The following is a 22,725-nucleotide window of genomic DNA, read 5'->3' on the forward strand; positions in this document are numbered from 1 at the left end:
CCGCCCACCGGGTGGTGGACGGCTCCGGTTCCCCCGACAGCGATCAGGCGGGGACGGCTGCGGGTTCTTCGTGCTGCAGGCCGCGCGACGAGTCCGGCACGACCCGGAACAGGGCGATCGCGCCCACCAGGCTGATGGCGCAGACGGTTGCGAGGTACCACGTGACGCCGACGGACGATCCGGTCGCGTCGAGCAGCGCGGTGGCGATCATGGGCGCCAGGCCGCCGCCCAGGATGGCGCCGCTCTGCAGGATCAGCGACGACCCCGAGTAGCGCACCTTCGCGGGGAAGGTGTCGGCGATGATGCTGCCCTGCACGCAGTGCGTGACCGGGACGATCAGGCCCATGCCGAGGAACGCGATCACGGCGATCACCGAGTTCTCGGTGTTCAGCAGCGGGAAGAACACGATGCACCATGCCAGGATCGCGGCGGAGCCGGCGATGAACATCGTGCGGCGTCCGTGCTTGTCGGCGACCTTGGTCCACACCGGAATCGACGCGAACCACAGCACCGCGGCGGCCGTCACGCACAGGATCAGGAACTGCTTGTCGTAGCCGAGGTGCTGACTGCCGTAGGACAGCGAGAACACCATGAAGGCGTACGCGACGGCGGAGTTGGCGAGGACCGCGAGGAGGGTGAGCGACAGGCGGGGGAAACCGACCTTCAGCGACTCACGGAGCGGGAACTTCGACACCGCGTTGTTCTCGACGATCCCGGTGAACGACGGCGACTCGGTGACCCGCAGGCGGATGACGAGACCGATCGCGACGAGAACGAAGCTGAGCACGAACGGGATCCGCCAGCCCCACGACGCGAACGCGCTGTCCGACATCACCGAACTGATGGTGAGGAAGATGCCGTTCGCCAGCACGAGCCCGGCCGGGGTACCCATCTGGGGGAAGCCGGCGTAGAGGTTCTTCTTCCCGGCGGGGGCGTGTTCCATCGACATCAACGTCGCCCCGGCACCCTCACCGCCGAGCCCGATGCCCTGTACGACGCGCATCGCCACGAGCAGGATCGGCGCCCACACTCCGATCGCGTCGTAGTTGGGGATGAGGCCGATCAGGGTCGAGCCGATGCCCATCATCACGAGCGAGACCACGAGCGTCGCCTTACGGCCGATGCGGTCGCCGAAGTGGCCGAAGACCAGGCCGCCGAGCGGGCGGGCGATGAATCCGACCGCGAACGTGCTGAACGCGGCGAGGGTGCCGGCCGTGGGGCTCAGGCTCGGGAAGAACTGCTTGTTGAAGATCAGTGCGGCGGCGGTGCCGTAGAGGAAGAAGTCGTACCACTCGAGCGTGGTGCCGGCCAGGGTCGCCATGGCGACACGGCTGCGCGCGGCCGCGGCGGGGGCAGGGCCCCGGCCTCGTGTCGTGCTGTCGGTCATCGCAGATACCTATCGGTGTCGGGGGAGGCGGTCGGATATCCGAGATCCGTTCTTCGCCAGGAGAATCCGGCGGCCTTGTCGGCCTCGTACGGAAGATTCTGTACCCGTGAGACATGACTCACAAATGCCGAATCGGCCGCCGGGTATCTCAATTCGGCTATGCCTCGGGCGTTACGAGAGCCCGAGGAAGCGCTCCGCGTTGCCGCGCTGGATCAGATCCCGCGAGGCCTCGTCCAGGAACTCGCTCTTGCGCACGACCTCCCCCACCGGCCGCTCCCCCAGCGGGTACGGGTAGTCGCTGCCCACCATCACCCGGTCCACACCGACGGTGTCGACGAGCAGACGCAACGCGCGGTCGTCGAACACGACGGAGTCCACGTAGAAGCGGCCGAGGTAGTGCGACGGCGGCATCTCGGACGTGCCGATCACGTCGTTGCGGCGATGCCAGGCGTTTTCCATCCGGCCGAGCCAGAAGGCGAACGACCCACCGCCGTGGGCGAACCCGATCTTCAACCGGTCGTCGATGCGATCGAAGACGCCGCCGAGGATCAGCGCGAGGATCGACAGGTGCGTCTCGGCGGGCATTGCGGTGAGCCACTGCGCCATCCAGCGGTTCAGGCGCGGCGACGAATCCATGTCCCAGGGATGGACGAACACCGGGACGTCCAGCGACGCGCAGTGCTGCAGGAAGGTCACCACGCCCTCGCTGTCGAGGTCACGGTCGCCGACGTGGTTGCCGATCTCGACTCCGCGGTGTCCGTTGGCGACGCAGCGCTCCACCTCACGGCAGGCGGCGTCGGCGTCCTGCAACGGCACCTGGCAGAACGGGATCAACCGGTCCGGGGCGGGGGCGACGATGTCGAGCGCGAGGTCGTTGAAGATGCGTGCGATCCGTTCGGCCTGTGCGCCGGTGCGGCCGTAGTTGAAGAAGGCCGGTGTCGGCGAGACCACCTGGGTGCGGACGCCGTCGGCGTCCATGTCGTGCAGTCGGGTCTGCGCATCCCAGGCGTCGGCCTGGATCCGGCGGAACTCCTTCGAGCCCATCATGATGACGGCCTCGGCCTCGCTCTCGACCCGCAGCCACGGGGCGTCGGGTCCGGCGTCGGCGGTCAGGTCCGGCCACCCCTTGGGGACGTAGTGGGTGTGGACGTCGATGATGCCGCTCACGTCAGCCCTTCCCGGGATGCAGGGTGCCGCAGTTGTCGCACGTGCGGGCCTGCTCGTCCTCGTAGAACTGCACGAACACCGGCGGCAGGTCGGCGACGATGTCGCGCACCTGCAGTTCGATCTCGTGGATCAGGTTGTTGCACTCGAGGCAGTACCACTGGAACTTCTCGAGGGTGCCCTCGCGGCGCACGCGCTCGATGACCAGTCCGATCGAACCCGCGGTGGGGCGCTGCGGCGAATGCGGCAGATTGCCGGGGAGCAGCCAGGTCTCACCCTCCCGGATGTGCACGCGCTGCGGGCCGTCCTCGGTCATCACGTCCACGTGGATGTCGCCCTCGATCTGGTAGAACCACTCCTCGTACGGGTCGAGGTGGTAGTCGGTGCGCTGGTTGGGTCCGCCGACGACCTGCACGATGAAGTCGTCGCCCAGCGCCATCGTCTGGTTGTTGACCGGCGGCGCGAGCAGGTGCCGATTCTCGGCGATCCACTTCTGGAAGTCGATGACGGGCGGGATGACGGTCATGAGCGGTCCTCCGAGTCGGCGGTGTGGGTACGGCGGTGGGCGGGCACGTATGCCACGCCCTGGATCTCGATGAGCAGGTGCGGATGCGGAAGCTGGTGCACCGCAACCGTGGTGCGGGTGGGACCGGTCTCGTCGAACAGCTCGGCGTACACCTCGTTGTATCCGCCGAAGTCGTTCATCGACACGAGATACGACGTGACCTGCACGAGATCGCTCAGATCCGCGCCGACCTCGGCGAGGATCGACCGGATGTTCTCGATCACCGCACGCGTCTGGGCGCGGATGTCGAGGTTCGTCGTACCCATCTCGTCGACCTCGACGCCGACGAACGTGTTGTCCGGCCGGCGCGAGCTGGTCCCGGAGACGTAGACGAAGTCGCCCGCGACCTTGACGTGCGGGAAGCGCCCACGCGGTGTCGCGAGGCGTTCGATGACCTTGGCTGCGTTGTCGCTCATGCGATTCCCTCCACGGTGACGCTGCCCAGCGCCGCGATCTCGCAACGCGCGACACCGGCCGACAACGGGATGGCGGCGGTCGCGGCGCCCGCGAGGACGACGTCGCCGGCACGCAACGGGATACGCCGACGTCGGCACATGTCGAGCAGCGCGTGCAGCGCGTTGACCGGATCGTCGAGGATCGCGGCGGTCGAGCCGTCGACGGCCTGCACTCCGGCCTCGAGGCGCACCGCGAGGTCCCCGGCGGACCGCATGGACTGCCACGGTCCGATCACGTACGCCGCTGCGGACGTGTTGTCGGCGACCACGTCGGTGTAGGTGAACCGGAAGTCCCGGTAGCGGGAGTCGATGATCTCCATCGCGGGAGCGACCGCGTCGACGCAGGACTCGATGTCGACGGCGGGGTCGTCGAGATCGATGTCCCGCGCCAGTCGGTACGCGACCTCGGGCTCGATCTTCGGGTGGATGAACCGGTGCAGATCGACGCGGCCGCCGTCCTCGACGCACATCGCATCGGTGAGCCGGCCGACGATCACGTCGGACACCCCCATCTGGGCCATCTTCGCCTTGCTCGTGAAGCCGAGCTTGACGCCCACGAGGGACTCCCCGCGGCCCAGGCGCCGAGCGACCAGCGCCTCCTGGATGCGGTAAGCGTCGTCGATACCGAGCTCGACGTCGTCCGCGAGGCTCAGGGTGTCGTGCACCCCCGCCTGCGCATCGTCGAGACGCTCGGCGAGCGATTCGATCTCGCTGCTGCTCAATACATTCGATGTCACTGTTATCGACTCCTGGGGGTTACAGCGCCACGCACACGTTGGTGGGCTCGGTGTAGAAGTGCAACGACGATTCGCCGCCTTCGCGCCCGATGCCGGAGAGCCCGACACCGCCGAAGGGAGATCGCAGTTCGCGCGTGAACCAGGTATTGACCCAGGAGATTCCGACGTTCATCTTCTGCGCGACACGGTGTCCGCGGCGCAGGTCGTTGGTCCACACCGACGCGGCCAGTCCGTACTTGGTGTCGTTGGCGAGGGCGATCGCTTCCGCCTCGGTGTCGAAGGGCACCAGCGCGGCGACGGGCCCGAAGATCTCCTCACGCAACACGGGATCCTCGTTGGTCAGCCCGGTCCACAGCGTGGGCTCGACCCACGAGCCGAACGCGAACTCCTGCCCCAGATCCGGGATCCCGCCTCCGGTGAGGACTTCGGCGCCGGCCTGTTCGGCCATCTTGAAGAAGCTCATCACCTTGTCGCGATGGCCCTGTGAGATCAGCGGCCCGGTGGTGGTGCTCTCGTCCTTCGGGTCGCCCAGACGCAGCTGCCGGGCCCGCTCGACGAGACCGGACGCGACGTCGTCGAAGATGGAGCGGTGCACGTACACCCGCTCGGTGCACAGGCACACCTGGCCGGTGTTCGTGAAGACGGACTTGGTGAGCCCGGTGAGCGCCTCGTCGAGGTCGACGTCGTCGAAGACGATCGCCGCATTCTTGCCGCCGAGCTCGAAGGACACCGGGCGCACGCGCGGTGCGACGGTCTTCATCACGTGCGAGCCGGTCGCGGAGGATCCGGTGAAGGTGACGCCGTCGATCCCGGTATGGGTCGTGAGGTACTCACCGGCGGAGTTGCCGCCGAAGCCGTGCACCACGTTGTACACGCCGGCAGGCAACCCCACTTCGGCCAGGACCTCCGCGAGCAGCGTCGCGGTGGCGGGAGTCTCCTCGCTGGGCTTGACGACCACGGCGTTGCCGCACGCCAGAGCGGGCGCCACCTTCCAGGTGAGCAGGAGCAGCGGCAGATTCCACGGCACGATCACCGCGACCACCCCGAGCGGTTTGCGGACCGCGTAGTTCAGCGCCTGCCGCCCGCCCGCCAGATCGGTCATGAACGATTCCTGGCCGGCGGCGGCCGCGACGTCGGCGAACGTCCGGAAGTTGGTGAGCGCCCGCGCCACGTCCAGCTCCCGCGCCTGGGTGATCGGCTTGCCGGTGTCCGCCATCTCGGCCGCGACGAATTCCTCGAAGCGCTCCTCGATACGGTCCGCGGCGCGGCGCAGCAACGCGGTGCGCTCGCGGACCGGGGTGTCGGCCCAGCCGTCGTCGAGGGCCCGGCGTGCGGCGTTCACGGCGCGATCGACCAGCGCCTGGTCGGCCTCGTGCACCTGGGCGAGGACCCGCCCGGTCGCGGGATCGACCTGGTCGAATCCGCGTCGCGGATCAGGGTCGACGAAGGTGCCGTCGACGAAGTTACGGATCCAGCCGTCGAGGGTTGAAGTCATGGCTCAATCGTCGAGCCCGAATCCATACCGAACAAATGCCAAAACAGCCTTCCGCCATGCCCTCATCGGCATACGTCCCGGCAGGCCGATCGAACAGCAGGCCCTTCAGCGCTCCGACAGCTCACTCATGATCCCGTCCAGCAGTTTCGCGAGCCCGAACTCGAACGCCCCGTCCGGGTCCGCGGGCGCCTGGTACAGCTCGCCGACCGCGGAACCCACTCGTGACGACAACGGGAACAGGTCCGGCGGTACCGCCGCGGCGAACATGGGCCCGTGCACCTCCCACCACTGCTCGTCGCTCAACTGCCGGGCGGCGTCGATCGCCGCGACCGCGACGCGGGCGTTGCCGGTGGCGAACTCCGACAGCACCGCGATCACCCGGTCCATCGCGACGTCCGACAGGCCGATGCCCTCGATGGCGGCCAGCTGCAGTTCGTAACGCCGCATGCTCCCGGGTCCGAGAACCAGCCGCCAGGGCGGCACTTCCAGGAGCCACGGGTGCGCGATGATTTCGGCACGGATCCGGCGGGCGATGACGGCCATCCGTTCACGGGGCGGGAGCTCGCCCGGGATCGGGGCGTCCTCGCCCGCGACCGTATCGACCATGAGGACCGTGAGGGCATCCTTGCTGGGAATGTAGGTGTACAGGCTCATCGGTCGCAGCCCCAACTCGGCGGCGACCGCGCGGATGGACACGCTCGCGTAGCCGTCCCGATCCGCGAGGGCGACGGCCGCGTCGACCACCGCGTCGACGCTGACGGCCTGCTTGGGGCCGCGTCTGGTCGGCCGCGGCGGCAGGTGGTGACGCCACAGCAGGTCCACCAGCTGTCTCGCCTGCTCAGCGGCACTCTCTTCGCTCACGGAGGCCCTTCGGAACAAATCCAGTACGGTGTACGTTGTCAGAACTCCGTACACCATACGCCACATGGAGGGGTTCCCCTGCTCAGCACACAGGCCACCTATCTGCCGGATCGACACATGTTCGCGCTCTGGACGTGGGCGGGCCGCGCCGCCGGCCGGGCCCCCGGCGTACCCGGCGACCGCGAAACCCTCACGCTCGCGCTCCCGGTAGGGGTGGGGGGCGCGCTCGTGCCCGCAGAGGTGGATGCCAGGCTCGTGGAGGTTGCTTCCCTCGGTGATCTGACCGTCGAAGCGGCGGGCGAATCGGTGGCGCTCTGGCGGGACGCGGTGCGCGCCGCCGAACTCCCGGCCGACGCGGACGGCACGACACCGCCGCTGCCCATCGCAGCCCATGCGGTGCCGAACGCCTCCGGCACCGCGATCGTGTCGGCCGGTCACGCCTACCGCGTGTTGCGCGCGGCCGAAGCCGTCGCCGCGGAGTTGGGTGCGAGCCTGCAGGCACAACTGCGGCCCTATCAGGCCCGGGGCACAGCCTGGCTGCGGGAGACCGTCCGGACGCACGGTGGAGCGGTGCTCGCCGACGAGATGGGACTCGGCAAGACCGTGCAGGCAATCGGCTTCCTGCTCGGCCGGGCGGAGACCGAACCCCAGCTCGTGGTCTGCCCGACGTCACTGGTGGGCAACTGGACGCACGAAATCGGGCGGTTCGCGCCGGGACTGCACCCGGCGGTGTGGCGCGGCGGGAACATCCCCGACGATCCGGGAACCGTTGTCGTCGTGGGCTACCCGACTCTGCGAACACACGCCACCACGCTGGCGGGACAGCGCTGGCGCACGGTGGTCTTCGACGAGGCGCAGGCGCTGAAGAACCCGCGCACCCAGATCTCCAAGGCCGCGCGGGCGCTGGACAGCGCGGCCAAGGTGGCGCTCACCGGCACGCCGGTGGAGAACCATCTCGACGAGCTGTGGGCGCTGGTGAACCTGGTGTCCCCGGGCGCGCTCGGGCATCGGGCACAGTTCCGGCGACGGTTCGTCCAGCCGGTCCGGGAGGGTTCGGTGGCAGCGGCGGCCCGCCTGCGCGACACGATCGAGCCGATCGTGCTGGCACGCAGAAAGGTTCAGGTCGCCGCGTCACTACCTCCCAAGATCCACAACGATCTCCTGTGCGATCTCACAGCCGAGCAGGAGGAGATCTACGACGTGTTGCTCGCGGAGGCAGTCGACGACGGTTTCGGCGCCGGTATCGAACGTCACGGCCGCGTTCTCGCGGTGCTGACCGCACTGAAGCAGGTCTGCAATCATCCAGGACTGATCACCGGCGAGATGGACTCGCTGGCAGGCCGGTCGGGCAAGCTCGACCTGTGTACCGACATCGTGGCCACCAACATGGAAACCGGCAGTCCGACACTGATCTTCACCCAGTACCGCCGGACCGGCGAGATGCTGGTGCGTCATCTCGCCGAGCAGTTCGACGTCGCCGCGCCCTTCCTGCACGGTGGGCTGCGACAGTCCGAGCGTGCCGAGATCGTGTCCCGGTTCCAGTCCGAGGACGGGCCACCGGTACTGGTGCTGAGTCTGCGCGCGGCGGGCACCGGGCTGACCCTGACCCGTGCCGCGGACGTCGTGCACTTCGACCGCTGGTGGAATCCGGCCGTCGAGGCGCAGGCGTCCGACCGCGCGCACCGGATCGGTCAGACCCGGACGGTCACCGTCACCACACTCACCTCGACCACCACCGTCGAGGAGCACATCGCCGGCATGCACGGTCGCAAGGCGGCGCTCACGGACCTCGAAGATGCGGCGGGCATCGCGGCACTCGCCGGCCTGAACGACGACCAGTTGATCGAGATCCTGCGCCGCAAGAGGGAGAAATGATGGCGGACAACGAGTTCGGTTACACCCTCTGGGGACGGGACTGGGTGCGGCTGGCCCAACCGCTGCGCCAGAGCGAGTCAGTGCGCCTGCAGCTGCCGCGCGCCCGCAGCCTCGCTCGCAACAACCTCGTGCAGGCCACGGTGGAGGGTCGGGTCGTGCACGCTTCCATCCATCGCGGCGGCGCGGCGTCGGTGACACGACTCGAGGTGGCTCCGCTCGGCAGGGCGTCGATCACTGCGGTGTCGGAGATCGCGCCGGACACCGCGATGCTCACCGACGACACGTATCGCGCGATCGTCTCGGCAGGCATCACCCTCGCGCCGGTTCTCGTCGACACCGACTGCTCGTGTTCGGCGCGCACGGCGACCTGCCTGCACGTGCTCGCGGTCCTCTACGAGATCGCCCGCCGAGTGGACGAGAATCCGCGACTCGCTCTGGATCTGCAGGGTTACGCGACCGCGGCAGCGAGCGATTCGGAGAGCGCCGGGCCTCCCGCGCGCTGGACTCCCGTCGCTTCGCTGGATCCGGCCACGTTCTTCGGAGCCTCCTCGTCTGCCTCGCGCTGAGCGGGAGGACACCGCGAGTACGGCGCGCTGACCGTCAGCCGCGCAGGTACTCCAACTGCACGCGCACCGACTGCTCGGCCGCCGGCCACAACGTCTCGTCCACGTCGGTGTAGACGTGCTCGACCACCGCGCGGACGTCGGCATCGGCGCCGAGCGCGTCGAGGGCACCGCGGACCTGGGCGAGACGTTCCTCCCGGTGGGCGAGGTAGTACTTCGCGACCGCTTCGAGGTCGGGCAGTTCCGGGCCGTGCCCGGGCAGGACGGTGCGCCCCGGTCCGAGGTCGATGAGCGTCTGCATCGACGCCAGGTAGTCGCGCAGGTTGCCGTCCGATGCGTCGAGAACCGTGGTGCCGCGGCCGAGGATGGTGTCGGCGGTGAGCACCGATCCCTCCCCCTCGATCACGAACGACACCGAGTCGGCGGTGTGCCCCGGTGTACGCAGCACCCGCAGGGTGAGCCCGGCGGCCTCGATCAGTTCGTCGTGGTCGAGACCGCCGCCACCGCCGCGCCGGAACTCCTCGTGCACGGCACGCACCGGCGCACCGGTCAGTTCGAAGAACCGGTCGATGCCACCGGTGTGGTCGTGGTGACGATGCGAGATCAGCGTCAGCACAACGGTCCCGACGCCGGCGACCCGCGCCAGGTGGTCGGGGTCGTCGTCACCGGGGTCGACCACGATGCACTCGTCGCCTCCCGGGGCCCGCAGGATCCAGGTGTTGGTGCCGTCGAGCGAGTACATGCTCGGATTCTGCTCGAGCATGACGGCGGCGACGGGCGTGACCTGGCGCAGTTGGGCGTACGCGGGGTGCTGGAGCGTCATGGGCGCGCCTTTCGTGACGGACCGACAGCGGACCCGGAGAATCCGGGCACTCGAAACCGACATCACTGTACGACTCCGGACCGCTGCCGGTCGCGCCACCCGACACCTGGTGCGGCGCAGGTGCACTCACATATGGGTGCCGCCGTCGATCCGGATCTCGGTGCCGGTGACGAACTTGCCGTCGTCGGAGGCCAGCATCGCGATCACGCCGGCCACGTCCTCCGGCGGCGCGAAGCCCTCGCCGATCCACGGGTACAGCTTGCCGATCAGGCTCGGATCGACACCCTCGGGGAAGCCCGGGTCGCTCGTCATGCCGGACGCGATGCTGCCGGGCTCGACGGCGACGGCGCGCAGACCCTGCTTGGCGTACTCGAGCGCGATCGCGTGCGTGAAGGAGCGGATACCGCCCTTGGTGGCGGCGTACGCGGCCATGTACGGGTGCGCGAAGTGCGCGGACGTGGAGCTGAAGTTCACCACGACGCCCTTGCCCGACTCGAGCAGCGCGGGCAGCGCCTCGCGGGTGACCAGGAAGGTGCCGGTGAGGTTGACCCCGACGACCTTGTTCCAGAAGTCGAGGGTGGTCTCGTGCGTGTGCGACGAACGCAGGATGCCGGCGGCGTTGATCAGGACGTCGAGTCCGCCCAGCGTCTCGACGGCACCGCCGATGTTCTCCCGCACCGAGTCCTCGTTCGAGATGTCCACGACGGTGGTGGTCAACCGGTCGGCGGTGCCGGCTGCGGCGGCGCGCTCACGCGTCACCTCGAGCCCGGTCTCCGACACGTCGGCGCCGACGACGGTGCCACCTTCCTCGAGGATGCGGGCGACGGTGGCCTGACCGATGCCGGACCCGGCGCCGGTGACGAGTACGCGGCGGCCTTCGAATCGCTTCATTTTCTCTCCTGTTCGCTTACAGTGTGTGGTGCAGCCCACTGGCACATTAGGCCTTCATGGCACGTCGTGTCACGCAATTGTCCCGAACAGAACCGGTAGTCTGCGATTCGATACGAGCGGAGGACCCGATATGCCCGGCCTGCAGCCCGTGACGTCGTTGACCGAGCGACGCAAGGCGGCGACACAACTCGAGATCTCGCGCCGTGCGGGCGAACTGTTCTCCACACGAGGCGCATCGGCGGTGACCGCGGAAGAGATCGCGGCCGCGGCCGGTATCGGACTGCGCACGTTCTACCGCTACTTCCGCACCAAGGAAGAGGCCGTCGCACCCCTGCTCGCGGGCGGCGTGACCGGCTGGATCGCCTACCTCACCGAGGACTCGGACCCTGCTGCCGGGTCGTCGGTGCGCGACGCGATCGAGAGCGCGACCCGACGCGCCCTCACCCCGGCCGACGACGTGGCCGAGGAGATGCTGCACTGGACCCGCGGGCTCCTGCGGACCGTGCACGACGAACCGGGACTGCACGCGGTGTGGCTTCGGGTGCAACACGATTCGGAGGAGGGGTTGGTCGGCGCCCTCGCGACGCGAATGGACCCGGACGCGGACCCCATGGTCGTCCGACTCACCGCCGCGGCCGTGAACGCCGCGATGCGCATCGCGGTCGAGACGTGGGCGGCAACCGACGCACCCACCACCGGACCGGGCGGTCCCGCGGATCTCGCCGAGCGGTGCATGCGCACACTGCTGGACCATCCGGCACTGGCCGTCGAAAACAACTGAGCCGCATCCCCTTTCCGGGGATGCGGCTCAGTCGGCGTCGGGCGCGCTCAGCGCACCTCGGCGATGATCTCCACCTCGACGGGCGAGCCGAGCGGCAGTTCCGCCACACCGACGGCCGAGCGGGCGTGGATGCCGGCGTCGCCGAAGACCTCACCGAGGAATTCCGAGGCACCGTTGATCACCGCGGGCTGGCCGGTGAACCCCTCGGCCGAGGCGACGAAGCCGACGACCTTGACGATCCGCACGATCGAGTCGAGTCCCACGAGCGCGTCGATCGCAGCGAGCGCGTTGAGCGCACACGTACGCGCGGCGTCCTTGGCATCGGCGTCGGACACGCCCCCGCCGAGCTTGCCGGTGAGCGGCAGCTTGCCGTCCACGAACGGCAGTTGGCCGGAGGTGTAGACGTGATCTCCGGAACGGACCGCAGGCACGTAGGCCGCGACCGGGGCCGCGACGGGCGGCAGTTCGATGCCCAGCTCGGCCAGTCGCGCGGTCCAGGACTGTGCAGTGTCGGTCACCCGGGTCAGCCCTTCGGACGCTTGAGGTACGCGACGTGCTGCTCGCCCGTCGGGCCGGGCAGGACGGTGACCAGCTCCCAGCCGTCTCCACCCCACTGATCGAGGATCGCCTTCGTCGCGTGCGTCAGCAGCGGCACGGTCGCATACTCCCAGGTAGTCAATTCGCTCATGACGCTGAGCCTATCCCCCGCACATTCCTGCCCTCCGACTTATAGGCTCGTCCCCGTGGCAGCACCGACAGACACAGCCGCGCAGGAGCGGCCCGACGCCGAGGGGCAGGCCTGGCCGCCCGTCGCCGACGCGGCGCGCCTGCATTTCGTCTCCGGTAAGGGCGGGACCGGGAAGTCCACCGTGGCCGCGGCACTGGCGCTCGCGCTGGCCGCCGGGGGCCGACGCGTCCTCCTGGTCGAGGTCGAGGGTCGGCAGGGCATCGCGCAGCTGTTCGACGTGCCCCCGCTGCCGCCGCAGGAGACGAAGATCGCGACCGCCGAGGGCGGCGGCGAGGTGTTCGCGCTCGCGGTGGATCTCGAGACCGCGTTCCTCGAATACCTCGACATGTTCTACAACCTGGGCTTCGCGGGCCGCGCGATGAAGAAGATCGGCGCCGTCGAGTTCGCCACGACGCTCGCGCCGGGCCTGCGCGACGTGCTGCTCACCGGCAAGATCAAGGAGTGCGTGGTTCGCACCGACAAGGCCGGCCGCCCGGTCTACGACGCCGTCGTCGTCGATGCGCCCCCCACCGGCCGGATCGGCAAGTTCCTCGACGTCACCCGCGCGATGTCGGAGCTGGCGAAGGGCGGGCCGATCCACTCGCAGAGCCAGGGTGTGGTGCGGCTGTTGCACTCGGAGCAGACCGTCGTGCACCTAGTGACGCTGCTCGAGGCGCTGCCCGTGCAGGAAACCGCGGATGCGGTGACCGAATTGCGCGCCGCCGACCTCCATCTCGGGACGGTAATCGTCAACCGCAACGACAGCCGGTTCCTGCCGCGGGAGGCACAGGCCGACGCCGCCAAGGGACGGATCGACGCCGACGCGGTCCGATCCGGGCTCGCGACCGCCGGGATCGAGCTGTCCGACGACGACTTCGCGGGCCTGTTGACCGAGACCATCGAGCACGCGGCCACCCTGGCCGCGCAGGACGAGAGCGCAGATCGACTCGACGAAGTGAAGGTGGCCCGCATGCATCTGCCGGCACTGGTGGACGGCGTCGACCTCGGGGGGCTCTACGAGCTGGCCGAGCGGCTGACCGAGCAGGGCGTGCGATGAACCCGCCGCGGAAGGCACCGGCCCTCGATCTGTCCACGGTCCTGACGGATCCGAAGACCCGGATCGTCGTGTGCTGCGGCGCGGGCGGTGTGGGCAAGACGACCACCGCCGCGTCGATGGCTCTGCGCGCCGCCGAGCAAGGTCGACGCGTCGCGGTGCTGACGATCGATCCGGCTCGCCGGCTCGCTCAGGCACTCGGGGTCCAGGACCTCGACAACGAGCCTCAGCTGGTGCAGCTCGCCCCCGGCTCCACCGGGGAACTGCACGCGATGATGCTGAACATGCGGCGCACGTTCGACGAGATGGTGCTCGAGCACTCGTCACCCGAGAAGGCGCAGCAGATCCTGGCCAACCCCTTCTACCAGACGGTCGCCACCTCGTTCTCCGGCACGCAGGAGTACATGGCGATGGAGAAGCTCGGTCAGCTCGCCGCCGACGCCCGGTGGGACCTGGTGATCGTGGACACACCGCCGTCGCGCAACGCGCTCGACTTCCTCGACGCGCCGCAACGGCTCGGGGCATTTCTCGACGGGCGGATGATTCGTTTGCTGACCGCACCGGGTCGCGGCATCGGCCGGCTCGTGACGGGCGCGATGGGACTGGCCCTCAAGGGTGTGTCGACGGTGGTGGGCAGCCAGATGCTGTCCGACGCGTCCGCGTTCGTGCAGTCGCTCGACTCGATGTTCGGGGGCTTCCGGGAGCGGGCGGGCCGCACGTACGAGTTGCTGCGTCAGGAGGGCACGCAGTTCGTGGTGATCGCGGCCGCCGAGCCGGACGCGCTGCGCGAGGCGGCCTTCTTCGTCGACCGGCTCACCGGCGACAGCATGCCGCTGGCGGGGCTGGTGCTGAACCGGACGCATCCCACCCTGTGCTCGTTGCCCGCCGATCACGCGCTCACCGGCGCCGACCTGCTGGACGAGAAGGCGCCCGACGATCCGACGGCGCAGCTGACGTCCGCGATCCTGCGGGTGCACGCGGACCGTGCGGTGACCGCGAAGCGGGAGGTGCGGCTGCTCGGACGGTTCACCGCGTCGCATCCGCAGGTCCCCATCATCGGAGTGCCGTCCCTGCCGTTCGAGGTGTCCGATCTCGACGCGCTGCGGGCGGTTGGCGACCAGCTGACCCGACAGGGCTGAAGCCACCGGGGCTGAACCATGCACGAGGGCGCACGGCCGACGGCCGTGCGCCCTTCGGATGTTCGTGTGCGATCGGTCCTACTCCCCGACGAGGGCCGACCCAAATTTCGCGGTCAGACCGCGGACTGGTGGTGGCGCTGGGCTTCGAAGAACTCCGCCCAGGACTCCACCTCGGGATGCTGCTTGAGCAGGGCCCGACGCTGACGTTCGGTCATGCCTCCCCAGACGCCGAACTCGACGCGGTTGTCCAACGCGTCGGCGCCGCACTGCATGAGTACGGGGCAGTGACGGCAGATGGTGGCGGCCTTGCGCTGCGCGGCGCCACGTACGAACGGCTGGTCCGGGTCCACCTCTCGGCAGCGTGCCTGTGCGACCCATTGAATGCGCGCTTCTGCCTGCTCGTAGTCGAGCCGCGTCGCGGGACTGGTCATGTGCATTCGGTTCCCCTTCGTCCGAACGCCGTTCCCCACGGCGCTCGAAATCCTCGAGCGACCCTCGCAAATAGCACGAGAGGTACACACCACATTCCTAATCCAGTGTTAGCTGTATCACACTGACCTGAGTCAATCTAGGTAAAGGAAGCGCGAAGCGCAAGATCAGCTCTCCACTTTCTGGTACGGGCGTGCATACTTCGCGGCAAATGCCCGGGTCGGGGAGGAAGTTCATCACCGGTTCACCGACTACCGACCGGCCCGTTCGAGTCGTCCACCAGGGCACACGGTCCGTTCGACGTAGTCTGTACAGCGTGTCGAGAGCCAAAACGATCGCCAAGCTCGCGGGATGTTCCGCACTCGCCGGTGTTCTGCTCGCTGGAGCGATGTTTCCGCTGGCAGGAGGCTTCGGCTTCGCATCCAACCGCGCCGCCGACGCCGTCGACAACGTCTCCGCCGAACTCGTCGAGGGCACTGTCCCCGCGGTCTCGACGATGACCGACGTCGCCGGGAACCCCATCGCGTGGCTGTACGAACAGCGGCGCTTCGAAGTCCCGAGCGACCAGATCTCCAACGAGATGAAGCTCGCGATCGTCTCGATCGAGGACAAACGCTTCGCCGACCATCACGGCGTCGACTGGCAGGGCACGCTGCGCGCGGCGATGACCAACACCACCAGCGGTGAGGTCCAGCAGGGCGCATCGACCATCGACCAGCAGTACGTGAAGAACTACCAACTCCTGGTCGTCGCGCGGAACGACGCTGAACGCCGCGCCGCGATCGAGACCACCCCGGCCCGCAAGATCCGCGAGATCCGGATGGCCCTCACCCTCGACAAGAAGCTGACCAAGGACGAGATCCTCACGCGCTATCTCAACCTCGTCCCGTTCGGAAACGGCTCGTTCGGCGTGCAGGACGCCGCACAGACGTACTTCGGGGTCGACGCGAAGGACCTGAATCTGACGCAGGCGGCGATGCTGGCCGGCATGGTGCAGTCGAGTTCGGCGCTCAATCCGTACACCAACGTCGACGGCGTGACCGAACGACGCAACACGGTCCTCGACACGATGATCGCGAACATCCCCGAGCGGGCGAACGAGATCCGGGCCGCCAAGTCGACACCGCTCGGCGTGCTGCCCACGCCCAATTCCCTGCCCCGGGGGTGCATCGCGGCGGGTGACCGCGGCTTCTTCTGCGACTACGCGCTGCAGTACCTCGCCGCGTCCGGCATCAGCCGCGAGCAGATCAACAAGGGCGGCTACACGATCAAGACCACCCTCGACCCCGTCGTGCAGGACTCGGTGAAGAAGGCTCTGGTCAAGAACGCAGACCCCAAGCTCGACGGCATCGCGAACGTCATGAACGTGGTGCAACCGGGCCAGGATCAACACCGCGTCCTCGCAATGGGGTCCAGCCGCACGTACGGCCTGGACACCTCCAACGAGGAGACCGTCCAACCGCAGCCGTACACGCTCGTCGGTCACGGCGCCGGCTCGATCTTCAAGATCTTCACGACGGCCGCAGCGATGGAGAAGGGGCTCGGTACGAGCGCCGTCCTGGACGTCCCGCAGCGCTTCGAGGCGCGCGGCATGGGCAACGGCGGCGCCCGCGGCTGCCCCGCCGCCACCTACTGCGTCCAGAACGCCACCAACAACTACCCGGCGAAGATGTCGGTGACCGACGCGCTCGCCCAGTCACCGAACACGGCGTTCGTCAAACTGATCCAGTCCACCGGCGTCACCCCCACCGTCGACATGGCGGTGCGACTCGGCCTGCGCTCGTACACCGCCACCGGCTCGTCCGGTTTCGGTGACCAGAGCATGGCGGACATGCAGAAGTCGCAGAACCTCGGCTCGTTCACCCTCGGCCCCACATGGGTCAACCCGCTCGAACTCGCGAACGTCGCAGCCACCCTCGCCTCGCACGGCAAGTGGTGCCCGCCCACTCCGATCGACTCGATCACCGACCGCGAGGGCAAGCCGGTGTCGCTCACGCAGCAGGCCTGCGAACAGGTGGTCGACCCCGGTCTGGCTGACACGCTCGCGGTGGCGATGAGCAAGGACGACGCCCCCGGCGGCACCTCGTTCGGCGCCGCGAGCGCAGCGGGCTGGAAGCTGCCGATGTCGGGCAAGACGGGTACCACCGAGTCGCACATGTCCTCGGGCTTCCTCGGCTTCACCAACAACTTCGCCGCGAGCGTCCTCGTCTACGGTGACTCCCCCACTCCCGGCGAGATCTGCTCCGGCCCGCTGCGCCCGTGTGGGGACGGCAACCTGTACGGCGGTACCGAACCGGCCCGCACGTGGTTCGACGCGATGATGCCGGTGGTGGGCAACTTCGGTCCCACCACGCTGCCGGCCGTGGACGACAAGTACGTCCGGGGATCCCAGAACGCCCAGGTGCCCGAGGTCGTCGGGATGACCCAGGACGCAGCGGCGGCGGCGCTGAAGGCGGCCGGGTTCGCGGTGAACCCGGTGAGCACCAAGTCGGACGCGCCGAAGGGCAACGTCACCGGCAGCGCGCCGTCCGGCCTGGCGGTTCCGGGCTCGGCGATCACGATCTACGTCAGTGACGGTTCGGTGCTGGCGGCGCCGCCCGGTTCGGCCGCACCGCGCACCTCGACGCCCGGCGGCTAGATCGACACCGGGACGGTTTACGGTTTCCGCGCGCGGGGTATCCATCCCTCTGTGGGGACCCGCCGGGTCCCCCAGGCCGGATCGAGGTCCGTCATGATTGTTCTCGGTTTGATTCTGCTTGTGGTCGGGTTCCTGACCGGTATCTCCATCTTGTGGACCATCGGGATCATCCTGCTCGTGATCGGCGTCATCCTGGCGATTCTGGGTGCGACCGGTCGGGCGGTCGGCGGACGCCGGTACTGGTATTGACCCGATCGCCGCACGCGTTCTCCGAGCGTCCGGTCGGGGGTGTGCGGGGTTTACGGGCACCCGCTCGCGGGTAGCAGTCCGGTATGAACCTTCGACATCTCTACAACCGCGTGGAGTCCGCGTCGTTCCTGGACGGTGTCAGCGCAGCCCTGCAGCAGCGAATCCAGGCCGGGCTGGGCCGGACCGCTGTCGGTGACCGTCTGCGCGGCGACTGGCTCGGTCACCCGATCCACCCGGGACTCGTCGCCGCTCCCATCGGGATGTGGACGGCATCGCTGGCCTTCGACACGGTCCTCCGCGACCACCGGACGGCCCGTCGGCTCATCGGACTCGGTCTGCTGACGACACCGCCCGCACTGGCGACCGGGTGGGCCGACTGGAGCGAACGTGACGTGCGACAGCGGCGGGTCGGCCTCGTGCACGCGGGTGCCAACGCGACGGGAATCGTGTTGATGCTCGCGTCGTTCCGCCGCCGCCGGCGAAATCCCGCCGCCCGCGACGTCGTCGCGACGGGCCTGTCGATGGCCGCACTCGGTGCCGTCGGCGCCGGTGGTGCGCTGGGCGGGCACCTGGTCTTCGGGCAAGGCGCCGGCCTGGCGATGACCCCCGCCAACGACGGACCGGCGTTCGACCCCGTCCTCGCCGATGTCGATACCCGCAACGAAACCGAATCGGCGGACGGGCATTTCGCCCACGCCGGACTGCACAGGAAGGAGCACCGGTGACAGACTCCCGAGCACTTACCGGCCGTACCGTCGCTATCCTCGCAACCGACGGGGTCGAGGAGGTCGAACTCGTCCAGCCCCGCGCCGCCGTCGTCGAGGCGGGTGCCGACGTGCGTCTGATCTCGTTGTCCGGCGGCCAGATCCAGGCCATGAACGGCGATGTCCACGAGGCCGGACGGTACGACGTCGATCTCACCGTCGAGGAGGCGTCCGTCGGTGACTACGACGCCCTCATCCTGCCCGGCGGGACCACCAACCCCGACCACTTGCGGCAGGACGAGAAGGCCGTCGCCTTCGTGCGCGAGTTCGTCGAGGCCGACAAGCCGGTCGGCGTCATCTGCCACGGGCCGTGGACGCTCGTCGAGGCGGACGTGGTTCGGGGCCGGACCCTGACGTCGTATCCGAGCGTGCGGACCGACATCCGCAACGCGGGCGGCAACGTCGTCGACCGCGAGGTCGTCATCGACGGCACCCTGGTGTCGAGCCGCAACCCGGACGACCTGCCCGCGTTCTGCGAGGCCATCGTCGACGTGTTCTCGTCCGCTGCGTCGCGGGTGTGAGAGCTAACCCCGGCCGACGGTGACCGAGACCCCACCGGGAACGGCGACGACGTCGTTCGCCACCGCACCGAAGCACGTGAGGTTCGGTCGCCGCGGAGCCACGAGGACGGGCGCACCCGTGTGGTCGATCGGCGTTGCATACGCCGTCGGCGTCCCGACCTGCACGCGGGCGCGCGGAACGTCCGCGCACGATCCCGTCGGACCGTAGTAGCCGACCGACTGGTGGCCGAACGGCATCATGCGGCGCAGTTCGTTCCAGATCTGGACGCCCCCGAGCGACCGCTGCGTGGTGGCGTCCTCGGCGTAGGCCTGCCAGTAGTTGGATCCCGTCTGCTCGACGCGCATCGTGTACGTCCGACCGAGCGCGAAGCCGAAGATCTCACCGCGACAGGTCATCCCGCCGGGCCCGGGATGAATGGGGCCGCAACCGGCCTGTTGGACGTCGGAACCGAAATAGCTGAAGACCGTGCGGGCGAGGAGCGGTCCGTCGGCGCTCGGGCGTTCGATCTCCAGTCCGATATAGCCGTTCTGCCAGTTCTGGAACCGAAAGTGCTGGCCCACGGAGAGCGGCTGCCCCGGAGCGGTCACTCCGATCTCGTCGACAGTGAGTGGAAACGCGAACTCGGAGATGCCCTTCGCACCGCCATTGGTAGCGAGCCAGTCGACCTGCACCAACTCCCCCGGAACCACCGCGGCCGACGCGGTCGCCGGTGCGGCCACCGCGACGGCAGCGGCCACACCGAACGCCACCGCGAACGAACGTGCCGTCTTCGAACCGATCCACCCCATGCCGATCTCCTCCCCGTGGAGAGCCTTGACGGCCCCCGATCATGAAGTTGATCTTGCACGGGGATTCGGTCGTTACGGACAGAAACGATCGAAAGACGATCCGTCGGCGCTACAGGCGGTCCTTGACGGCCTTCGAGATCCGGGATCCGTCGGCCTTGCCGGCGGCGAGGGCGGTGGCGGCCTTCATGACCTGGCCCATCTGACGCATGCCGGGACGCTCCCCGATCTCCTCGGCGATCTGCGCGATCGCGGTGTCCGCGACGTCGGCCAGTTCCGCGTCGGTGAGCGGTGTCGGCAGGTACTCGTCGATGACCTGGGCCTCGGCCCGCTCGTTGGCGGCGAGTTCGCCGCGTCCGGCCTCGGTGTAGACCTCGGCCGCCTCGCCCCGCTTCTTCGATTCCTTGGCCAGCACCTTGATGACCTCGTCGTCGGTGAGTTCGCGGGCCTCCTTACCGGACGTCTCCTCGGTCTGGATCGCGGCCATGATCATGCGCAGCGTGGACAACCGCAGCTGATCCTTGGCCTTCATCGCGGCGGTGAGGTCGGCGCGGAGCGTGGACTTGAGGGTGGGTGCGGTATCGGCCATGCGCCGAACGGTACGCGCCCGACGCGGTGTCCTGCACCTTCATTGCGGACACCCGTATTCTGAAATGGTGTCTGATCTGTCTCGCCGCTTCCCCGCCCGCAGCACCCTGAACCGGGCCGCGCTGGCCACCGCGGGCGCCGCCGCTCTGGGCGTCGGTTACGCCTCGCTCATCGAGCGCAACGCCTTCGCCCTGCGCGAGGCGACGATGCCCGTCCTGGCACCGGGATCAGCGACGCTGCGGGTGCTGCACATCAGCGATCTGCACATGATGCCGAACCAGAAGCTCAAGCAGAACTGGCTGCGTGAGCTGGACCGGCTGGATCCGGACCTGGTCGTCAACACCGGCGACAACCTGTCGCACATGAAGTCCGTTCCGGCGGTCGTGCAGTCGATGGGCGGACTGTTGGCCCGCCCCGGTCTGTTCGTCTTCGGCAGCAACGACTACTTCGCGCCCAAGCCGAAGAACCCGATGAAGTACTTCAAGAAGGAGCACCGCCGCGTGCTCGGCGCGCCGCTGCCGTGGGCGGATCTGCGGGCGGCGTTCACCGAGCGCGGTTGGCTCGACGTCACGCACGTGCACCGCGAACTCGAGGTCGCCGGCGTGCGGATCGACGCGGCCGGCGTCGACGACCCGCACCTGAAGCGTGATCGCTACGACACGATCGCCGGTCCGCCCAACCCGCTGGCGCAGCTCAAGCTGGGGATCACGCACTCCCCCGAGCCGCGGGTCCTCGATCGTTTCGCGGACGACGGTTACGACCTGATCCTGGCCGGCCACACGCACGGCGGCCAGCTGTGCCTGCCGTTCTACGGCGCCCTGGTGACCAACTGCCAGCTGGACCGCTCGCGTGTGAAGGGGCCGTCACGGTGGGGAGCGCACACGCGCCTGCACGTGTCCGCCGGCGTCGGCACGTCGCCGTACGCACCGGCGCGGTTCTGCTGCCGCCCGGAGGCGACCCTGCTCACGCTCGTCCCCGCGCCGCGTGAGGAGACCGCGACCGGTCGCGGTTCCGCCGCCGTCGAAAGTGCCGTTTTGCGTCGCTGACCAGCCGATTTAACCCCCGGTGAAACAGTGTTGTAAGCTATCCGAGGTTCAACACCGGGGTGTGGCGCAGCTTGGTAGCGCGCTTCGTTCGGGACGAAGAGGTCGTGGGTTCAAATCCCGCCACCCCGACCAGTGAAGAACAGAAAGACCCCGTCCGGCTCGTTCGGACGGGGTCTTTTCTCGTCAGTTCTCCTCTGCCGCGAGTCGGCACAGCTCGAGGAAGCTCCGCAGCGCGACGTTGGGGTTGTCGCGCCGATACGCGATGCCGACGTCCAGATACTTGGGCGGTCCGGCCACCGTGCACAGGTGCACGCCGCAGACCCGGAAGGCGGCGGCCCGCCCGGCCGGCATCGGCGCGATGCCGACACCCGCGGCGACCGCGTGCAGCACCTGCTCGTCGTCGGCCTCGTTGCGCACCACGCGGGGTCCGGTCCCGGACCAGAACTGCTCGACGATGGCGTCGTACATTCCGGGACCGTTGACGCGGGGCCAGAACACCACCGGCTGCTCGGCCAGTTGCTCGGGCGCCACCCACGACTGCCGCGCGAACTCGTGCGACGCCGGCACCGCGAGCAGCAACTCCTCCCGATCGATCACCCGCACCACCAGGTCGTGTGCGCCATCGACCGGGGGACGCACGACCGCGACGTCGACCACGCCCTCCGACGCGAGTTCGAGGTTGCGCGCGGTGAACCCCCGGTGCTCGTCGATCGCCACGTCCGGATAGCGGGCCCGGAACTCACGGATGGCGCTCGCGATCGAGCCGCCCGCCCACGACCGGGTGTGGGCGATCCGCAGTTCTCCCGAGTCCCGCGCGGCCGCGCGGATCCGTGCCACCGCCCGGTCGGCGGCCACGATCAGGTACCGCGCCTCCTGCACAGCCACCCGACCGGCTTCCGTGAGGCCGATCCGCGGTCCGCGCCGATCGATGAGGGTCACCCCGATCTCGCGCTCGAGAACCTTGATCTGCTGGCTGAGGGCCGACTGCGCGACGTTGAGGTCGGCGGCCGCGCGGGTGAAGTTCATGTGGTTCGCAACCGACACCAGATATCGGGCCCTGTGGAGGTTCACCCGGTGACTATAAGAAAAAACGATCACACGTTCGCAAATGCGACTTGGACGTGGCGCCGGGGCCCGGGGGAAGCTGACCTCCTCTCCCCCACCCGTTCGTCTGTCACGACGGACTT

Annotated in this window: 25 protein-coding genes and 1 tRNA gene; 11 read left to right on the forward strand and 15 right to left on the reverse strand. The window is 68.7% G+C overall.

Annotation, left to right across the window (positions count from 1 at the left end):
• Positions 1 to 43: 43 nt before the first annotated feature.
• The 7 genes from A6I89_RS21390 to A6I89_RS21420 all read right to left on the reverse strand — a co-directional run bounded on the left by A6I89_RS21390 (position 44) and on the right by A6I89_RS21420 (position 6,721).
• Positions 44 to 1,387 (reverse strand): MFS transporter, encoded by a 1,344-nt coding sequence (locus A6I89_RS21390; protein WP_022593826.1) that lies wholly within the window; start codon positions 1,385 to 1,387, stop codon positions 44 to 46.
• Between the two features lie 171 nt (positions 1,388 to 1,558).
• Positions 1,559 to 2,554, reverse strand: coding sequence for an amidohydrolase family protein (locus A6I89_RS21395; protein WP_005515893.1), 996 nt, complete (start codon positions 2,552 to 2,554; stop codon positions 1,559 to 1,561).
• Position 2,555: 1 nt separating this feature from the next.
• Entirely contained in the window at positions 2,556 to 3,077 is a 522-nt protein-coding gene (locus tag A6I89_RS21400; RefSeq protein WP_005515895.1) for a 3-hydroxyanthranilate 3,4-dioxygenase, read from the reverse strand.
• Positions 3,074 to 3,532 (reverse strand): RidA family protein, encoded by a 459-nt coding sequence (locus A6I89_RS21405; protein WP_005515897.1) that lies wholly within the window; start codon positions 3,530 to 3,532, stop codon positions 3,074 to 3,076. The genes A6I89_RS21400 and A6I89_RS21405 overlap by 4 nt, the downstream gene beginning before the upstream one ends.
• Positions 3,529 to 4,308 (reverse strand): 2-keto-4-pentenoate hydratase, encoded by a 780-nt coding sequence (locus A6I89_RS21410; protein WP_044990390.1) that lies wholly within the window; start codon positions 4,306 to 4,308, stop codon positions 3,529 to 3,531. The genes A6I89_RS21405 and A6I89_RS21410 overlap by 4 nt, the downstream gene beginning before the upstream one ends.
• Before the next feature lie 19 nt (positions 4,309 to 4,327).
• Positions 4,328 to 5,803 carry a 2-hydroxymuconic semialdehyde dehydrogenase gene (locus A6I89_RS21415; RefSeq protein ID WP_022593822.1) on the reverse strand — a complete coding sequence of 492 codons (1,476 nt, stop codon included), beginning with the start codon at positions 5,801 to 5,803 and terminating at the stop codon, positions 4,328 to 4,330.
• 105 nt (positions 5,804 to 5,908) lie between these two features.
• Positions 5,909 to 6,721 carry a TetR/AcrR family transcriptional regulator C-terminal domain-containing protein gene (locus A6I89_RS21420; RefSeq protein WP_232244911.1) on the reverse strand — a complete coding sequence of 271 codons (813 nt, stop codon included), beginning with the start codon at positions 6,719 to 6,721 and terminating at the stop codon, positions 5,909 to 5,911.
• Positions 6,722 to 6,781: 60 nt separating this feature from the next.
• Between A6I89_RS21420 and A6I89_RS21425 the strand changes: the two genes are divergently transcribed.
• Both A6I89_RS21425 and A6I89_RS21430 read left to right on the forward strand, forming a co-directional pair.
• Complete coding sequence (locus A6I89_RS21425; protein ID WP_022593817.1) at positions 6,782 to 8,539, forward strand: DEAD/DEAH box helicase; 1,758 nt, start codon at positions 6,782 to 6,784, stop codon at positions 8,537 to 8,539.
• On the forward strand, positions 8,539 to 9,105 hold the full coding sequence (locus A6I89_RS21430) for an SWIM zinc finger family protein (RefSeq protein ID WP_022593815.1): 567 nt from the start codon (positions 8,539 to 8,541) through the stop codon (positions 9,103 to 9,105). Before A6I89_RS21425 ends, A6I89_RS21430 begins: the two co-directional genes overlap by 1 nt.
• 34 nt (positions 9,106 to 9,139) lie before the next feature.
• On the opposite strand, the gene A6I89_RS21435 is transcribed toward A6I89_RS21430, so the two are convergent.
• Positions 9,140 to 9,925: an MBL fold metallo-hydrolase gene (locus A6I89_RS21435; RefSeq protein ID WP_005515905.1), complete on the reverse strand. Its 786-nt coding sequence runs from the start codon at positions 9,923 to 9,925 to the stop codon at positions 9,140 to 9,142.
• Positions 9,926 to 10,051: 126 nt separating this feature from the next.
• Positions 10,052 to 10,816, reverse strand: a complete 765-nt coding sequence (locus A6I89_RS21440; RefSeq protein ID WP_022593813.1) for an SDR family NAD(P)-dependent oxidoreductase — start codon at positions 10,814 to 10,816, stop codon at positions 10,052 to 10,054.
• A gap of 130 nt (positions 10,817 to 10,946) precedes the next feature.
• Between A6I89_RS21440 and A6I89_RS21445 the strand changes: the two genes are divergently transcribed.
• Positions 10,947 to 11,597 (forward strand): TetR family transcriptional regulator, encoded by a 651-nt coding sequence (locus A6I89_RS21445; protein ID WP_022593811.1) that lies wholly within the window; start codon positions 10,947 to 10,949, stop codon positions 11,595 to 11,597.
• A 47-nt stretch (positions 11,598 to 11,644) separates the two neighbouring features.
• On the opposite strand, the gene A6I89_RS21450 is transcribed toward A6I89_RS21445, so the two are convergent.
• Together A6I89_RS21450 and A6I89_RS24325 are read right to left on the reverse strand one after the other, a co-directional pair.
• Positions 11,645 to 12,115, reverse strand: coding sequence for a RidA family protein (locus A6I89_RS21450; protein WP_005515909.1), 471 nt, complete (start codon positions 12,113 to 12,115; stop codon positions 11,645 to 11,647).
• A gap of 5 nt (positions 12,116 to 12,120) precedes the next feature.
• The gene (locus tag A6I89_RS24325; RefSeq protein WP_005515911.1) at positions 12,121 to 12,285 is read right to left on the reverse strand and encodes a Sp36 family protein; all 165 of its coding nucleotides are present in this window, start codon (positions 12,283 to 12,285) and stop codon (positions 12,121 to 12,123) included.
• A 55-nt stretch (positions 12,286 to 12,340) separates the two neighbouring features.
• On the opposite strand from A6I89_RS24325, the gene bagA reads away from it, so the two are divergent.
• A complete protein-coding gene (bagA, locus tag A6I89_RS21455) occupies positions 12,341 to 13,381 on the forward strand; it encodes an ATPase BagA (RefSeq protein ID WP_005515912.1) in 1,041 nt (346 codons plus the stop codon).
• The gene (bagB, locus tag A6I89_RS21460) at positions 13,378 to 14,517 is read left to right on the forward strand and encodes an ATPase BagB (RefSeq protein WP_005515913.1); all 1,140 of its coding nucleotides are present in this window, start codon (positions 13,378 to 13,380) and stop codon (positions 14,515 to 14,517) included. Before bagA ends, bagB begins: the two co-directional genes overlap by 4 nt.
• 113 nt (positions 14,518 to 14,630) lie before the next feature.
• On the opposite strand, the gene A6I89_RS21465 is transcribed toward bagB, so the two are convergent.
• Complete coding sequence (locus tag A6I89_RS21465; RefSeq protein WP_044990388.1) at positions 14,631 to 14,954, reverse strand: WhiB family transcriptional regulator; 324 nt, start codon at positions 14,952 to 14,954, stop codon at positions 14,631 to 14,633.
• A gap of 326 nt (positions 14,955 to 15,280) precedes the next feature.
• On the opposite strand from A6I89_RS21465, the gene A6I89_RS21470 reads away from it, so the two are divergent.
• The 4 genes from A6I89_RS21470 to A6I89_RS21480 all read left to right on the forward strand — a co-directional run bounded on the left by A6I89_RS21470 (position 15,281) and on the right by A6I89_RS21480 (position 19,118).
• Positions 15,281 to 17,584 (forward strand): transglycosylase domain-containing protein, encoded by a 2,304-nt coding sequence (locus A6I89_RS21470; protein ID WP_044990417.1) that lies wholly within the window; start codon positions 15,281 to 15,283, stop codon positions 17,582 to 17,584.
• 93 nt (positions 17,585 to 17,677) lie between these two features.
• Positions 17,678 to 17,833 (forward strand): DUF6131 family protein, encoded by a 156-nt coding sequence (locus tag A6I89_RS24730; RefSeq protein ID WP_005515916.1) that lies wholly within the window; start codon positions 17,678 to 17,680, stop codon positions 17,831 to 17,833.
• A gap of 83 nt (positions 17,834 to 17,916) precedes the next feature.
• Entirely contained in the window at positions 17,917 to 18,558 is a 642-nt protein-coding gene (locus A6I89_RS21475) for a DUF2231 domain-containing protein (protein ID WP_022593805.1), read from the forward strand.
• Positions 18,555 to 19,118 carry a type 1 glutamine amidotransferase domain-containing protein gene (locus A6I89_RS21480; RefSeq protein WP_005515918.1) on the forward strand — a complete coding sequence of 188 codons (564 nt, stop codon included), beginning with the start codon at positions 18,555 to 18,557 and terminating at the stop codon, positions 19,116 to 19,118. Before A6I89_RS21475 ends, A6I89_RS21480 begins: the two co-directional genes overlap by 4 nt.
• Before the next feature lie 3 nt (positions 19,119 to 19,121).
• Here A6I89_RS21480 and A6I89_RS21485 read toward each other — a convergent pair whose 3' ends face one another.
• The gene (locus A6I89_RS21485) at positions 19,122 to 19,907 is read right to left on the reverse strand and encodes a hypothetical protein (protein ID WP_022593804.1); all 786 of its coding nucleotides are present in this window, start codon (positions 19,905 to 19,907) and stop codon (positions 19,122 to 19,124) included.
• A 109-nt stretch (positions 19,908 to 20,016) separates the two neighbouring features.
• Positions 20,017 to 20,493 carry a GatB/YqeY domain-containing protein gene (locus A6I89_RS21490; protein WP_005515923.1) on the reverse strand — a complete coding sequence of 159 codons (477 nt, stop codon included), beginning with the start codon at positions 20,491 to 20,493 and terminating at the stop codon, positions 20,017 to 20,019.
• A gap of 64 nt (positions 20,494 to 20,557) precedes the next feature.
• On the opposite strand from A6I89_RS21490, the gene A6I89_RS21495 reads away from it, so the two are divergent.
• Both A6I89_RS21495 and A6I89_RS21500 read left to right on the forward strand, forming a co-directional pair.
• A complete protein-coding gene (locus A6I89_RS21495; RefSeq protein WP_005515925.1) occupies positions 20,558 to 21,538 on the forward strand; it encodes a metallophosphoesterase in 981 nt (326 codons plus the stop codon).
• 55 nt (positions 21,539 to 21,593) lie between these two features.
• Positions 21,594 to 21,670, forward strand: a tRNA-Pro gene (locus A6I89_RS21500).
• Positions 21,671 to 21,721: 51 nt separating this feature from the next.
• Here the strand turns inward: A6I89_RS21500 and A6I89_RS21505 are convergent.
• The gene (locus tag A6I89_RS21505; protein WP_013414724.1) at positions 21,722 to 22,609 is read right to left on the reverse strand and encodes a LysR family transcriptional regulator; all 888 of its coding nucleotides are present in this window, start codon (positions 22,607 to 22,609) and stop codon (positions 21,722 to 21,724) included.
• Positions 22,610 to 22,725: the final 116 nt, after the last annotated feature.

The organism is Prescottella equi, assembly GCF_002094305.1.
GTDB classification, from domain to species: Bacteria; Actinomycetota; Actinomycetes; order Mycobacteriales; family Mycobacteriaceae; genus Prescottella; species Prescottella equi.

Bases quoted from the DNA above. Each gene is read 5' to 3' on its own strand.
- A6I89_RS21390 (WP_022593826.1), bottom strand. From the start codon at position 1,387: ATGACCGACAGCACGACACGAGGCCGGGGCCCTGCCCCCGCCGCGGCC.
- A6I89_RS21400 (WP_005515895.1), bottom strand. From the start codon at position 3,077: ATGACCGTCATCCCGCCCGTCATCGACTTCCAGAAGTGGATCGCCGAG.
- A6I89_RS21405 (WP_005515897.1), bottom strand. From the start codon at position 3,532: ATGAGCGACAACGCAGCCAAGGTCATCGAACGCCTCGCGACACCGCGT.
- A6I89_RS21415 (WP_022593822.1), bottom strand. From the start codon at position 5,803: ATGACTTCAACCCTCGACGGCTGGATCCGTAACTTCGTCGACGGCACC.
- A6I89_RS21420 (WP_232244911.1), bottom strand. From the start codon at position 6,721: ATGGTGTACGGAGTTCTGACAACGTACACCGTACTGGATTTGTTCCGA.
- A6I89_RS21425 (WP_022593817.1), top strand. From the start codon at position 6,782: ATGTTCGCGCTCTGGACGTGGGCGGGCCGCGCCGCCGGCCGGGCCCCC.
- A6I89_RS21430 (WP_022593815.1), top strand. From the start codon at position 8,539: ATGGCGGACAACGAGTTCGGTTACACCCTCTGGGGACGGGACTGGGTG.
- A6I89_RS21435 (WP_005515905.1), bottom strand. From the start codon at position 9,925: ATGACGCTCCAGCACCCCGCGTACGCCCAACTGCGCCAGGTCACGCCC.
- A6I89_RS21440 (WP_022593813.1), bottom strand. From the start codon at position 10,816: ATGAAGCGATTCGAAGGCCGCCGCGTACTCGTCACCGGCGCCGGGTCC.
- A6I89_RS21445 (WP_022593811.1), top strand. From the start codon at position 10,947: ATGCCCGGCCTGCAGCCCGTGACGTCGTTGACCGAGCGACGCAAGGCG.
- A6I89_RS24325 (WP_005515911.1), bottom strand. From the start codon at position 12,285: ATGAGCGAATTGACTACCTGGGAGTATGCGACCGTGCCGCTGCTGACG.
- bagB (WP_005515913.1), top strand. From the start codon at position 13,378: ATGAACCCGCCGCGGAAGGCACCGGCCCTCGATCTGTCCACGGTCCTG.
- A6I89_RS21465 (WP_044990388.1), bottom strand. From the start codon at position 14,954: ATGCACATGACCAGTCCCGCGACGCGGCTCGACTACGAGCAGGCAGAA.
- A6I89_RS24730 (WP_005515916.1), top strand. From the start codon at position 17,678: ATGATTGTTCTCGGTTTGATTCTGCTTGTGGTCGGGTTCCTGACCGGT.
- A6I89_RS21475 (WP_022593805.1), top strand. From the start codon at position 17,917: ATGAACCTTCGACATCTCTACAACCGCGTGGAGTCCGCGTCGTTCCTG.
- A6I89_RS21485 (WP_022593804.1), bottom strand. From the start codon at position 19,907: ATGGGGTGGATCGGTTCGAAGACGGCACGTTCGTTCGCGGTGGCGTTC.
- A6I89_RS21490 (WP_005515923.1), bottom strand. From the start codon at position 20,493: ATGGCCGATACCGCACCCACCCTCAAGTCCACGCTCCGCGCCGACCTC.
- A6I89_RS21495 (WP_005515925.1), top strand. From the start codon at position 20,558: ATGGTGTCTGATCTGTCTCGCCGCTTCCCCGCCCGCAGCACCCTGAAC.